This is a genomic window from Paraburkholderia susongensis, assembly GCF_900177725.1.
Taxonomy (GTDB): domain Bacteria; phylum Pseudomonadota; class Gammaproteobacteria; order Burkholderiales; family Burkholderiaceae; genus Paraburkholderia; species Paraburkholderia susongensis.
The window spans coordinates 174,099-186,792 of sequence record NZ_FXAT01000010.1 but is presented as its reverse complement, the minus strand read 5'-3'; the positions used below and the strand labels follow the sequence as shown (position 1 = coordinate 186,792).

Below are 12,694 nucleotides of genomic sequence, written 5' to 3'. Positions count from 1 at the left end.
CTCCGGTTAGAAATTGGGCGATCGCGGCGCGCTGCTCTGCGGCAAAGTCGCGCGATGGGCGGCAATTTAAGGGAACGCTGAGTAAGCCATATGACAGCAAAGATTTTTTTACGCTGTGTCGCATCGGCGCGACAACGACTGGCGCGGTGAGCCGGGTTTGCGCAAGGCAACGGCTTCATCGGTTTTCGCGCGAATGTGGATGAAGCGTGTGAGTAACGAGGGGAGTTCGCGAGGCGGGGGCGCATGCAACGATGCGCGTTCATCGATTCGTTGCTCGCGTGACGGTGAGGAGGCTGGGCTTAGCGCCTCGCGCTCAGGTGCGCGGAAGCAAAAAAGCGGATCGCCCGCCGGGTTGGCGGGCGATCCGCTTTTTTCAGTCAATGGCTGCGGTTATGGCGTGTCTGCGCGGCTGGCTTCAAACAAGGCGTTGAAACCGCGTGAATCGACCGCGCGCACGCCGCACGCGTCAGTTGCTCAACAGCGAGCCGCTTCTGAACGCCTTCGCGCCGGCAATGCGCGCGAACTCGAGCCCGGCCGTCGCGAAGCGCGCGAGATGCCGCGCGTACAGCACGCCGGCCACACTGTTCTTGACCGTGACGACGCGGTCCGTCAACGGATCGATGATATCGGCGATTTCGTGGCCCACGTCGACCCAGGTGCCGACTTCGCAGCGGTACACGAGCACGCCGCTGATCGGCGCGACGAGCGGCTCGGCGCCCGCGAGCGGCGTCGCGGCGAATTCGAGCGGCGGCAGCGGGGCGGGCTCGCCATCGATCACGCCGCGCGAGGTCAGGTACTCGACGATCGCCTGCGCGTCGTGCTCCGCGTACTCATACGACACTTCGCGCTGGCCGCGCAGCTCGATCGTGACCGAGATCGAACCGTTCGGAATCGGGAAGCGCTCGCCGAAACGGCCGCGCAGATCCGACCAGCAGAAGCTGTGGATTTCATCGAACGGATTGCCGACCGAGTTGAGCGCGAGCAGCGACGCCTTCGCGTCGAGATAGCGCGCGAGCGGCTCGACATCGGGCCACAGATCGGGGTTCGTGTACAGATGCATCGCGGCTTCCCAGTCGCAGTGCAGATCGAGCACGACGTCGGCGTCGTACGAGAGCTTTTGCAGCGCGAGGCGTTGCGACGCGAGTTCGGTGGTGGGCTGTTGCGCGTCGAGCGCGTCGCGCATTGCCTCGCGGATGGCCGTGCGGTTCGCGTCGATGTCGTCGGTCAGACGCGACTCGATGTCCGGTTGCACGAGCGCCGCGAGGTCGTGGAAATTGCGGTTGAAGTTATCCGCCGTGCCGGTTTCGAAGCGCCCCATCAGATGACCGAGCAGGTGCTGGTTCAGGCCGATCGGATTGGGCACCGGCACGATCACGACTTCGCCGCGCAGCTTGCCCGCGGCTTCGAGCGCGGCCAGCTTGCGGCGCAGCGCCCACGACACGAGCATGCCGGGCAGTTCGTCCGCGTGCAGCGACGACTGGATGTAGATTTTCTGTCCGCCGCCGGGACCGTAGTGGAAACTCGTAATGTTGCGGACGGTGCCGAGCGTCGGGGCAATCAGCGGATGGGTTTGCGTTTGCATGATTTTCGAAAGCCGCGGCTCACTGGGGCGGGCCGCGTTATGTAGTTGATTGCAATGGAGAAAGCATGCTGCTGCGGGGGCGGCCCGAGCGCGCGGGCCAAGGCGGCGGCACCTGAGGTGGTACCTCAGGCGGCGCCACGTTTCCGCACGATCTTAGCCGATATGCCACATGATGTGGCTCGAAGCGGGCTGTTGCGGGCCTGTCCGTGTCAAACGAGTGCCAACCGCGAGCCAAACGTGCGCCGAACGCGCATCAATGCGGCGGCACAAAACAGAACGGGCTCCACATCGCGGAGCCCGTTCGAGTCAGCCGGCGAGCGCGCCCTGAGGCGCGCGTCGTGGATCAGCTGCCGTACACGTTGAAGTCGAAGTACTTCTGCTCGATCTTCTTGTAGGTGCCGTCCTTGATCATGTCGGCGATCGCCTTGTCGACCTTCGCCTTCAGATCGGTGTCTTCCTTGCGCATGCCGATGCCCGCGCCGTTGCCGAGGATCTTCGGATCGTCGAGGTCCTTGCCGACGAACGCGAAGCCCGCGCCGCGCGGCGTCTTCAGGAAGCCCTGTTCAGCCTGCACCGCGTCTTGCAGCGCGCCGTCCAGACGGCCCGAGATCAGGTCGGCATAGACCTGGTCCTGGTTCTGATACGGCACGACCTTCGTGCCCTTCGGCTCCCAGTAGGTCTTCGCGTAGGTTTCCTGGATCGTGCCCTGTTCGACGCCGACCGTCTTGCCCTTCAGCGATTCAGCGGTCGGCAGCAAGCCCGAGCCCTGCTTCGCGACGAGGCGCGTCGGCGTGTTGAACAGCTTCGACGAGAAGGCGATCTGTTCGGCGCGTTGCGGCGTCATCGACATCGACGACAGCACGCCGTCGAACTTCTTCGCCTTGAGCGCCGGAATCATGCCGTCGAAGTCGTTCTCGATCCACACGCACTTCGCACCCACGCGCTTGCAGATTTCGTTGCCGAGGTCGATATCGAAGCCAACGAGCTTGCCGTCCGCGCCCTTGGATTCGAACGGGGGATAGCTGGCGTCAACGCCAAAACGGATCGTCGACCAATCTTTAGCGTGTGCGCCAATCGAGACGGTGGCAAGCAGAGCAACCGTCAAAGCCGCTAGCAGTTTTTTCACTGTTTTTACTCCTCGGTGTAGTTCAATTACGCCGCCTGCGGTTGTGCCGCTGCGGTGTGCCCGGCGCGACTCGCGGCCGGGCTGGGTTCAGGCTGCAAGCCGGGCTGGCCTGCAACGCGCGCCAAGCTTATCAGTTCAAAAATATTGGGAAGCTAGTAGAACACCGGATGGCGCAGGAGAAGAGGGATCAGCGGCTAGCAGAGGTTTCGCTGCGTAATCGAGTTGTAATGAATGAGCGGTAATGAAACCGGCCCGCAAACGTTATCACCGTATATTAGAGTAGCTTACCTGGATATTACGTCTGCGGCCTGTTTAAAACAAAGGCGGCCTGTTAAAGATTGTGAATTAACGGCCGTTAATTTAACGGCGATGCATTAACCGTCGTCTCGCCGTTTATTGCCGGTATCAGATATTTCTGCGGTGCCCCCAGGGTAACGGATAAAAAGGGGACTTTTGGCGCTATCATCGGTGCTCCTTGCGTTCCCCGTTAATTGTCCCGGACCGGCGCATGAGCCTGAAAAAAATCGCCGGGTGCCACCTCGGCATCTGAATGCCGCGCGTTTGCGCCCGCTCGAAAGGCCTTCTGCTAAACGGTGTTATCCATGCACACGATGTTGATGGCTGATGAAACAGGCCGTTCCAAACAGACCTTTCAGCAGCAACAAATCGCGCTCGCTTGCGTGTCGGCACGCACGCCTTTAGTGCGCGGCGGCATTTTTCGCCGGTTTTTGTCAGCGTCATTGCCCGCTTTTAGGTCCATCGTTTTGTGGTTTCTGAGCGGCGTATTTTTTTGCGCGGGTTTGGGCGCGGCAACACCCACCCTCGCCGCCGGGAAAGTGCTGCACGTGCTTGCGTGGCCAGGCTACGCGGATCCGGATGTCGTGCAGACGTTCGAGACGCGTTATCAGGCGAAAGTCGAAGTCACGCTGGTCGATTCCGACGAGGCGTTGTGGACGCAGATGCATCGTACGGACGGCACGCATTTCGACGTGCTCGCCGCCAACACCGCCGAAATCCACCGCTACACCCAGGCGAATCTGCTCGCGCCGCTCGATCTCGCGAGTCTGCCGAACACACGCAGACAGTTGCCGCGCTTTCAGGCGCTCGGCTCGATCGAGGGGCTCACGTCGGCGGGCAAGGTGTACGCGATTCCGTTTACGTATTCGTCGATGGGGCTCATCTACGATCGCAAGCAGATTCCCGTCGCGCCGCGCTCGATGCGCGAGCTGTGGAACCCGCGCTATCGCGGCAAGGTGCTCGACTTCAATAGCGCGCAGCACAACTTCTCGTTTACCGCGCTCGCGCTCGGCTACCCGAATCCGTTTCAGCTCGACCGCACGCAGATGCGCACGATCGCGCACAAGCTCGTCGAACTGCGCCGCAATCTGCTCACGTATTACACGTTGCCTGAGGAGGCGACCGCGTTCTTCATCGAGCACAAGGTCGCGCTGATGTTCGGCAATTACGGCACCCAGCAGCTCAAGATGCTGCGCCACGCGGGCGCCGATGTCGGCTACGTGATTCCCGACGAAGGCGCGCTCGCGTGGCTCGACTGCTGGTCGATGACGCGTTCGGCGAGCGATCGGGCGCTCGCGCTCGCGTGGATCAACTACATGCTCGAGCCGGACGTGAGCGCGTTGCTGACCCAGCGGCAAGGGCTCGCGAACACGCTGACCGAACCCGCGGAAACGAGCGCCAACGCGCACATTGTCTGGATCGGCCCGGTCGAGGACATTCAACGGCGCGAGGATCTGTGGGCGCGGATCCAGTCGGGCGACCGCTCGGAGCGCTTCTGATGCGCGGCGGACTCACCTTCAAGCTGTCCGTGCTGCTCGCCTGCATCGGTGTGCTCGCGTCGGGCGCGACCGGCTATTACGCGTATCACGCGAACCGCGCGATGCTCGTGAACGAAGCGCAGCGCAGCCTGCTGACCTCGACGGAGCTGCTCGGCCAGCGCATCGCGTTCTCGATCGACGACGCCGCGTCGGACGTGCTCGTGCTCGCGACGATGCCCTCCGCGGTGAGCGTCGCGCAGACCGACGACGGTTTAGTCGCGAGCGCGGGGCGCGAGCGTCTTGCGCAGGTGTATTCGAGCTTCATGCTGCATCACCCGGAATACCTGCAGATACGGCTGATTGCACGTCATCATCACGGGCTCGAAGTGATCCGCTTCGATCGCGACAAGGACGGCATCGTGCGTGTCGAAGGCAACGACCTGCAGGAAAAAGGCCAGTTCCCGTATGTGTTCGAGACGCTCGCGTTTTCGCCGGGCCGCATCTACACATCGTCGATTATGGTCAATCACGAATACGGCACGCACGCCGCCCAGGGCAAGCCGACGCTGCGCCTCGGCACGCCGGTCGCGGACGCGAACGGGACGGTGGTCGGCGTCGTCGTGATCGACATCGACCTGGACGACATGCTCAAGCGTTTGCAAAGCGATCTGCCGAGCGACTACCGGGTCTATCTCGCGAACGAGTGGGGCGATTTCCTGGTTCATCCGGATGCGTCGAAAACCTTCGGCTTCGACCGTGGCCGGCGCGTGCTGATGCAGGACAGTTTCCCCGTCACGAAGCCGCTCTTCGAGCATACGCAAAGCGAAGTGCTCGCGAACGGTCTTGCGCGGCCGCGCCAGGCGGCCGGTCAGGTGCTCGCTTTCGTGCGCCGGCCGTTCGGCGGCGCGGAAGGCAACCGCTTCATCGTGCTCGGCCTCGCCAAGCCGCTCGAGGACGTGCTGGCCGGCGCGAATCAGCTCGGCACGCGGATCATCCGCATGGTGCTGGTGTTCAGCGCATTGTCGGTACTACTGGCGATTCTGTTCGCGCGCGCGGTGACCAAGCCGCTGCATCTTCTCGCGTATGCGGCGACGCACCTGTTCGCCGAACACGCGATGAACACGCTGCCGCTCAAACGCACCGATGAAATCGGCGTGCTCGCGCGCTGCTTCGACCGTTTGCGCCGCGAGATCCGCGAGCAGATGGATGTGTTGCACAGCAAGCAGAGCGAGCTGACGCATCTCGCGACTCACGACATGCTGACCGGCTTGCCGAACCGCATGCTGTTCATGCAGAAGCTCGAAAGCTCGATCGACGAAGCGAAGCGCCGCCGCGAAGGGCTCGCGGTGCTGTTCGTCGACCTCGACCGCTTCAAGCAGATCAACGACCAGTTCGGCCATTCGGTTGGCGACAAGGTGCTCGTCACGATCGCGGGACGGCTCAGGGACGTGCTGTATTCCGCCGATGTCGTCGCGCGGCTCGGCGGCGACGAATTCGTCGTGCTGATCGAGGGGCCGCGCGCCGCGCAGGTCACGCCCGCGACCGCCGCACGCATCTTGGAGGCGCTGAACGAAACGCTCGTGATCGACGGACACAGCATGACGGTCGGCGCGAGCATCGGCATCAGCGAATTCCCGCACGACAGCGGCAATGCCGAGGAACTGCTGCTCAATGCCGATGCGGCGATGTACGCGGCGAAATCGGGCGGACGTTGTGCGTATTTGCGCTATCGGGACCTGCTCGAAGCGCGGCTCGACGAGCAGGCCGACGGGGCGGAGAAGGCCGCGAAGAACGGGTTCGCGCGGGCACGGGCGGCGGAAAATGCAGCGGACGGTGCCTCGGAGAGCGCAGTCGAGGGGCGCGAGGCCGAGCCGACGGCCTGAGGCGTACTCAAAGCGTGCTTGAAGCGTGCTTGAGGCGTTTCCGTCTCGCGCATCTGCTCAAACGATCCGCATCCCACTGCGATAAGTCGCGCGCGGCACCGGCAGCGTGCCGAGCGTCGTCACGCGCACGAAGTCCGCGCGCAAGCCCGGCTCGATCGCGCCGCGATCGGTCAGGCCGGCGGTGCGCGCCGGTTCGGCGGAGACGGTCGCCATTGCGCGCGGCAGCGTCCAGCCGGCCTTTCCCACGAGGTCGAACACGGCGGTCAGCAAACTGGATGGCACGTAATCGGACGAGAGAATGTCGAGCAGATCCGCTCGCGCGAGTTCGAGCGCGGACACGTTGCCCGAATGCGAGCCGCCGCGCACGATGTTCGGCGCGCCCATGATCGTCGCGATGCCATGCTCGCGCGCGGCTTGCGCGGCAACGTGCGTGGTCGGGAATTCGGCGAGCACGATGCCCTCGGCCTTCGCCTGTTCGACGTGCTCGATCAGCGTGTCGTCGTGGCTCGCGACCGGAATGCCGAGCGTCTTGCAACGCGCGACGATCTCGCGGCGATGCGCGTCCGCATAACGCTCCTGTTCAACCGACAGTTCGGCGAGCGCACTCGCGACGTGCTCGTCGCTCATCTTGCCGTTGCGCTCCTGGAAGCGGCGCCATTGTTCGCGGTCGTGCCACTGCCGCTGGCCGGGCGTGTGGTCCATCACCGAGGCGAGCCGCAGCAGCGGGTGGGCGCACAGCGAATCGAACACTTCGACCACGTCGGCGGTCGCGATCTCGCAGCGCAGATGCAGAAAGTGTTCGGCGCGCAGCAACCGGCGCGCGGAGAGCCGCAGCAGCGACTCGGCGCATTGGGTTTGCAGAGCGCGGCCACGCAGCCCGACTTTCGAGCGCGAGCCGATTGCGAGCGCATCGAATACGGTGGTGATGCCGGCGGCCGCGACCTGCGCGTCGTGAATCACGAAGGCGGCGTCGGTGTTCCATTCCACGCCCGGCCGCGGCGCGAGATGCTTCTCCAGATTGTCCGTGTGCAGTTCGATCAGACCGGGCAGCAGATAATCGCCGTCCCAGTCTTCGGCATCGCGCACCGAACTCGCGCCGCGCTCGACGTCGCGAATCACGCCGTCTTCGATGCGTACCACGCCGGTGAATACTTCGTCTCGCGTCACGACGCGAGCGTTCCTGATCAACATCGACTTGCTCCGTAGTCAGTCGGGCTTGAGGTTGTGCTGCTTGCTTACCGCACGCTGCCTTGCAGTCTAATACTGGTTCGTGTCAATCCATCCCGGCCGCGCCTGGTGGCTTGCTTAGTGACCTGCCTGGTGACCCGCTTCGTGACGCCGCGGCGGCCGCAGTTCCAGGCGGCGCGTCGCCACCTTCGCGCGCGTTTGTTCATCATGAAAGATACCGACGATCGCCGCGCCGCGCTCGCGTGCCTCGACGATCAGATCGGCCACCACGTCGCGGTTTTCCGCGTCGAGCGAGGCGGTGGGTTCATCGAGCAGCAGCAGCGGGTGCTCCGCGATCAGGCCGCGCGCGATATTCACGCGCTGCTGTTCGCCGCCCGAGAACGTGGCGGGCGCAAGCGTCCACAGCCGCTCGGGAACATTCAGGCGCGCGAGCAGTGCGGCGGCGCGCGCGCGGGCTTCGGCTTCGGAGACGCCGCGCGAGAGCAGCGGCTCGGCGACGAGCGTCAACGTCGGCACGCGCGGAATCACGCGCAGAAACTGGCTCACGTAGCCGACCACGCTGCGGCGCAGGCGCAGCACGTCGTGCGGCTGCGCGCCGGTGATCGACACGGGGCGGCCCTGATCCGTCATATCGCGAATCTCGATCGAGCCGGTGCTCGCGAGATAGTTGCCATACAGACAGCGCAGCAGCGTGCTCTTGCCCGCGCCCGACGGCCCGACCAGCACCACGCATTCGCCGCGTTCGACTTCGAGCGACACGCCCGCGAGCGCTTCGATCCGCACGCCGCCCTGGCCGTGCAGCGTGAAAGTCTTGCCGATGCGGCTCGCGCGCAGCATCAGCGCCGCGTTGCCGGCGAACGCATGCTCGCCGCGACGGGCTTCGGTATCTGCGTCGGCATTTGCGTCGGCATGTGCGTGGATACCTGCTTCAATTCCTGCGTCAATGGATCGCATTGTGAGCCTCAAACCGGCAGAACCGAGGAAACCAGCGTTTGCGTATACGGGTGCTGCGGATCGTCGAGCACCTGATCGGTCAGGCCCGCCTCGACGACTTCGCCCGCCTGCATGACCATGAGCCGATGCGCGAGCAGACGCGCGACGCCGATATCGTGCGTGACGATCAGCACCGACAGATGCAGCGTGGACGTGAGCGTACGCAGCAGATCGAGCAGCCGCGCCTGCACGGACACGTCGAGGCCGGCGGTCGGTTCGTCCATGAAGACGAGCCGTGGACCGGTGACGAGATTGCGTGCGATCTGCAAGCGCTGCTGCATGCCGCCCGAAAATGCGGCGGGAAATTCGTCGATACGCGTGGAGTCGAGCTCGACGCGCTCCATCCACTGCGTAGCGGCGTGGCGAATCTCGCCGTAGTGGCGCGCGCCGACGGCCATCAGCGGCTCGCCGATATTCGCTCCGGCCGACACGCCGCTGCGCAAGCCGTCGCGCGGATTCTGCTGCACGAAGCCCCACTCGGTGCGCATCAGCAAACGCCGGCGCGGTTCGGAGAGCGTGCGCAGATCGAGCGTGCCGCCATGCGTCGCGGTGTAGTGGAGCGAGCCGCTGTCCGTTCCGGTTTTCAGCGCGAGCGTGTTGAGCAGCGTGGTCTTGCCCGAGCCCGACTCGCCGACGATGCACAGCACCTCGCCCGGATAGAGATCGAAGCTCACGTTGCGGCAACCGTTGCGGCCGCCATACTGTTTGGTGAGCGCGCGGGCGCTCATGAGCGGCGTCATGCGGATTCTCCTTCGCGCGCGCGGCGTGGCAGCGGCGCTTGCGGTGCGGTATCGCCGTCGCCGCGCCGCTCGTGGCAGTAGTCGCTATCCGAGCAGACGAACATGCGCGTGCCCGCGTCGTCAACGATCATTTCGTCGAGAAAGCTCTCCTTCGATCCGCACAGCGCGCAGGCGTGCTGCCACTTCTGCACTTCGAACGGGTGATCGTCGAAGTCGAGACTGCGCACCGATGTATAGGGGGGAATCGCATGAATGCGCCGCTCGCGTCCCGCGCCGAACAGTTGCAGCGCGGGGCTCATATGCATCTTCGGGTTGTCGAACTTCGGGATCGGCGAGGGCGATGTGAGATAGCGATGATTGACGATCACCGGATAGTCGTACGTGGTCGCGATGCTGCCGTGATGCACGATGTCCTCGTAGAGTTTCACGCTAATCAGGCCGTAATCGGCGAGCGCGTGCAGCTTCCTGCATTCGGCGACGCGCGGTTCGAGCCGGAACAGCGGCTCGGGCATCGGCACCTGGTAGACCAGAATCTGCCGCGCGGTGAGCGGCGTTTCGGGTATGCGGTGACGTGTCTGGATGATCGTCGCGTCCGCCGTGCGGCGCGTAGTCGCCACACCGGTGGTGCGTGCGAAGAAGCGGCGGATGTTGACCGCGTTGGTGGTTTCGTCGGAACCCTGGTCGATGACCTTCAGCGTGTCTTCCTTGCCGATGATCGCCGCCGTCACCTGAATGCCGCCCGTGCCCCAGCCGAACGGCAACGGCATTTCACGCGACGCGAACGGCACCTGGTAGCCCGGCACCGCGACCGCCTTGAGTAACGCGCGGCGCAGCATGCGCTTGGTCTGCTCGTCGAGATACGCGAAGTTGTAGCCGTGCGCGGCGCTGTCGTATGAGGCGCTCGAAAGAGCGGTGTCCGGCGCGTTCATGCTGCATGCTCCTTGTCGGTGGCGTTGCTTGTGCCGGCTGCGCTGATTGAGCCGGCCGCGTCGTTTGCGTCGTTTGTATCGCCGCTGTCCTGACCATCATGCTGCGCGCGCAGACGCCGCACCAGTTCCAGCTCCGCCTGGAAATCGACATAGTGCGGCAGCTTCAGATGCTGCACGAAGCCCGACGCCTCGACGTTATCGCTATGCGACAGCATGAACTCGATGTCCTGCGTCGGCGAAGCCAGTGTCTCGCCGAGTTCCCCGGCGCGCAACGCGCGATCCACGAGCGCCATCGCCATCGCCTTGCGCTCCGAGTGGCCGAACGCGAGGCCATAGCCCTGCGTGAAGGTGGGCGGCACCGCGCCGCTGCCCGCGAACTGGTTGATCATCTGGCATTCGGTGATGTCGATATCGCCGATGTCGACCGCCTCGCCCAGTTCGTCGAGTTCCATTTCGACCGCGATCGTGCCGAAGCGGATCTCGCCCGCGAACGGATGCGAATGCGCGTAGCCGCGCTGCGTTGCGTAACCCATCGCGAGCAGGAAGCCTTCGTCGCCGCGCGCGAGATTCTGCAGACGCGTGGCGCGGCTCGCGGGAAACGCGAGCGGCTCGCGCGACAGGTCGCCGGGCTCCGCGCACTCGGGCGACGGACGCTCCTGTTCGATCAGCCCTTCCTTGTCGAGCAGGGACACGACGCGCGGCATCGGCGCCGTGGCGGACGGCTCCTGCGCACCCGGTGCGCGATGCGGCGTCGCGGCCGCTTCGTTGTGACCTTCGGCGAGCAACGCGAAATCGAGCAGACGCTGCGTGTAGTCATAAGTCGCGCCGAGCAACTGCCCGCCAGGCACGTCCTTGAAGGTCGCCGAAATGCGGCGCTCCACCTGCATCGCTTCGGTATCGATTGCGCGTGTGTAGCCGAAACGCGGCAACGTGGTGCGATACGCGCGCAGCAGAAAGATCGCTTCGACCAGATCGCCGGCCGCCTGCTTGATCGCAAGCGCCGCGAGTTCTTCGTCGTAGACCGAGCCTTCGGTCATCACGCGCGCGACCGCGAGACGCAACTGCTCGCGAATCTGCGCGACGCTCAGCTCGGCGATTTGCGGGTCGCCGCGGCGCGCCTTGTCGAGCAGGCTCCAGGACGCTTCGATGGCGCGCTCTCCACCTTTGACGGCAACGTACATCAGCTCACCTTCGCTTCAGTTGTGCGCGGCAGGCCGATCAGGCGCATGCCGCAAACCAGATAACAGTCGATGCCGCACGGAAAAAGCGGTGCGAGCGCCGCGCGTTCGCGCCAGAAATACACGGGCAAGCCCGCTGGCGTAATCGTTGCGGTATCGAGAATGCCTGGGCCGCTCAGCTCGACCGGCGCGCCGCCCGTCAGCGCATCGACGCGGATCAGCAGCGTGGCCGATTGCTCGGGCGACTCGGCATTGCCGGGCGCGAAGCTGTCGAGCGGCGGCAATGCGCCAGCGTCGTGGAGATACGCGAAAGCGGCCTCCGCGGGCGCGTCGACGAGCGGCGCGCCGGTATGAAAGCGCAACGCCGACGCGAGCGCGTGATCGGGTTGCGCGAGCCAGACCGGCGTAGCGTAATCGCAGAGCGTGAGCAGCGCGGCGAACGCGGCCGGTTCGGCGCGCGCATCGCGTAGCTCGGGCAGCCGGTCGCCGATGACGCCGATCGTGCCCGGCCGCGACAGCGTATCGAGCAGCGTGCGAAACACCGCCTGGGTATCGTGGACCGGGTCGCTAAAACCCGGTGTCAGCGTGGACAACGCAATCTGTGAGTTTTCCATCAGTCGCCCCGGACCATCGTGAAGAATTCGACGCGCGTCGATGCGGCGTCCTGGTGCCGTTTCGCGCGTTGCGCGTTCTGCTGCGCGGCAAACGGCTCGATCAGCCGGCGATGCATCATGTCGTGATGCTCCGGCATTTGCAGCAGCGCGTCGGCGAGCGCGGCGAGTTCGGCGCGGCGGCGGTCGCGTCCCAGATGACAGGCGACGCCGACGATCGCGCCAGCCTTGCCATGCGCATCATTCGCATGCAGGCGCAGCGTGGCGCGCGTGACGGTCGCTTCGCCGAGGTTGAACGGATCGCCGCTGCCGCCGATGCGCCCGCGCACCATCGCGAGGCCGATTTCAGGCGGCCGCAGCCAGTCGTAGGCGGGTCTGGGCAGGGCTTCTAGCACGTGCTCCAGCGCGGCTTCGAGATCGGCGCGCGGCGTGCGGGCCAGCACGGCCATCCAGGCACGCCGGGCCGACGAGGGCGCGGCGCCGCACGGCATGGCGGACGAAGGCCCAGCGGACGAAACGGGGGTAGCGCTCATCGGATTTCCTGTCGATCCATCGAATGGACATTTGAGCATCTATTCATCTAAACGTCTAGACGTTTAAAGGCGTACTTGTCGCAACTGTTGCGCACTGGAGCCGTTTCATATTTCCATCACGGCTTGCGCACTACAATGCACGTCATGGCGATCATT

At 64.8% G+C, this 12,694-nt stretch carries 11 protein-coding genes; 2 read left to right on the top strand and 9 right to left on the bottom strand.

The window, feature by feature from the left end; genetic code table 11:
* Positions 1–466: 466 nt before the first annotated feature.
* Positions 467–1,582: a succinylglutamate desuccinylase/aspartoacylase family protein gene (locus B9Z01_RS25795; RefSeq protein ID WP_085488305.1), complete on the bottom strand. Its 1,116-nt coding sequence runs from the start codon at positions 1,580–1,582 to the stop codon at positions 467–469.
* Between the two features lie 343 nt (positions 1,583–1,925).
* Positions 1,926–2,708, bottom strand: coding sequence for an ABC transporter substrate-binding protein (locus B9Z01_RS25790; RefSeq protein ID WP_085488303.1), 783 nt, complete (start codon positions 2,706–2,708; stop codon positions 1,926–1,928).
* Positions 2,709–3,310: 602 nt separating this feature from the next.
* On the opposite strand from B9Z01_RS25790, the gene B9Z01_RS25785 reads away from it, so the two are divergent.
* Together B9Z01_RS25785 and B9Z01_RS25780 are read left to right on the top strand one after the other, a co-directional pair.
* On the top strand, positions 3,311–4,504 hold the full coding sequence (locus tag B9Z01_RS25785) for an extracellular solute-binding protein (protein WP_244196159.1): 1,194 nt from the start codon (positions 3,311–3,313) through the stop codon (positions 4,502–4,504).
* On the top strand, positions 4,501–6,366 hold the full coding sequence (locus tag B9Z01_RS25780) for a diguanylate cyclase domain-containing protein (protein WP_085488424.1): 1,866 nt from the start codon (positions 4,501–4,503) through the stop codon (positions 6,364–6,366). Before B9Z01_RS25785 ends, B9Z01_RS25780 begins: the two co-directional genes overlap by 4 nt.
* Before the next feature lie 57 nt (positions 6,367–6,423).
* Here the strand turns inward: B9Z01_RS25780 and B9Z01_RS25775 are convergent, their stop codons facing one another.
* The 7 genes from B9Z01_RS25775 to phnG form a co-directional block, all read right to left on the bottom strand.
* Positions 6,424–7,557, bottom strand: a complete 1,134-nt coding sequence (locus B9Z01_RS25775) for an alpha-D-ribose 1-methylphosphonate 5-triphosphate diphosphatase (protein WP_085488301.1) — start codon at positions 7,555–7,557, stop codon at positions 6,424–6,426.
* Positions 7,558–7,671: 114 nt separating this feature from the next.
* Entirely contained in the window at positions 7,672–8,391 is a 720-nt protein-coding gene (gene phnL, locus B9Z01_RS25770) for a phosphonate C-P lyase system protein PhnL (protein WP_244196163.1), read from the bottom strand.
* 125 nt (positions 8,392–8,516) lie between these two features.
* Complete coding sequence (gene phnK, locus B9Z01_RS25765; RefSeq protein WP_085488297.1) at positions 8,517–9,287, bottom strand: phosphonate C-P lyase system protein PhnK; 771 nt, start codon at positions 9,285–9,287, stop codon at positions 8,517–8,519.
* Positions 9,284–10,216, bottom strand: a complete 933-nt coding sequence (locus tag B9Z01_RS25760; protein WP_085488295.1) for an alpha-D-ribose 1-methylphosphonate 5-phosphate C-P-lyase PhnJ — start codon at positions 10,214–10,216, stop codon at positions 9,284–9,286. The genes phnK and B9Z01_RS25760 overlap by 4 nt, the downstream gene beginning before the upstream one ends.
* Complete coding sequence (locus B9Z01_RS25755; protein WP_085488293.1) at positions 10,213–11,397, bottom strand: carbon-phosphorus lyase complex subunit; 1,185 nt, start codon at positions 11,395–11,397, stop codon at positions 10,213–10,215. The genes B9Z01_RS25760 and B9Z01_RS25755 overlap by 4 nt, the downstream gene beginning before the upstream one ends.
* Positions 11,397–12,008, bottom strand: a complete 612-nt coding sequence (phnH, locus tag B9Z01_RS25750) for a phosphonate C-P lyase system protein PhnH (protein ID WP_085488291.1) — start codon at positions 12,006–12,008, stop codon at positions 11,397–11,399. The genes B9Z01_RS25755 and phnH overlap by 1 nt, the downstream gene beginning before the upstream one ends.
* Positions 12,008–12,496, bottom strand: a complete 489-nt coding sequence (phnG, locus tag B9Z01_RS25745) for a phosphonate C-P lyase system protein PhnG (RefSeq protein WP_208626210.1) — start codon at positions 12,494–12,496, stop codon at positions 12,008–12,010. Before phnG ends, phnH begins: the two co-directional genes overlap by 1 nt.
* Positions 12,497–12,694: the final 198 nt, after the last annotated feature.

Bases quoted from the DNA above. Each gene is read 5' to 3' on its own strand.
- B9Z01_RS25785 (WP_244196159.1), top strand. From the start codon at position 3,311: ATGCACACGATGTTGATGGCTGATGAAACAGGCCGTTCCAAACAGACC.
- phnH (WP_085488291.1), bottom strand. From the start codon at position 12,008: ATGGAAAACTCACAGATTGCGTTGTCCACGCTGACACCGGGTTTTAGC.
- B9Z01_RS25775 (WP_085488301.1), bottom strand. From the start codon at position 7,557: ATGTTGATCAGGAACGCTCGCGTCGTGACGCGAGACGAAGTATTCACC.
- phnL (WP_244196163.1), bottom strand. From the start codon at position 8,391: ATGCTGCGCGCGAGCCGCATCGGCAAGACTTTCACGCTGCACGGCCAG.
- phnK (WP_085488297.1), bottom strand. From the start codon at position 9,287: ATGACGCCGCTCATGAGCGCCCGCGCGCTCACCAAACAGTATGGCGGC.
- B9Z01_RS25795 (WP_085488305.1), bottom strand. From the start codon at position 1,582: ATGCAAACGCAAACCCATCCGCTGATTGCCCCGACGCTCGGCACCGTC.
- phnG (WP_208626210.1), bottom strand. From the start codon at position 12,496: ATGCCGTGCGGCGCCGCGCCCTCGTCGGCCCGGCGTGCCTGGATGGCC.
- B9Z01_RS25760 (WP_085488295.1), bottom strand. From the start codon at position 10,216: ATGAACGCGCCGGACACCGCTCTTTCGAGCGCCTCATACGACAGCGCC.
- B9Z01_RS25755 (WP_085488293.1), bottom strand. From the start codon at position 11,397: ATGTACGTTGCCGTCAAAGGTGGAGAGCGCGCCATCGAAGCGTCCTGG.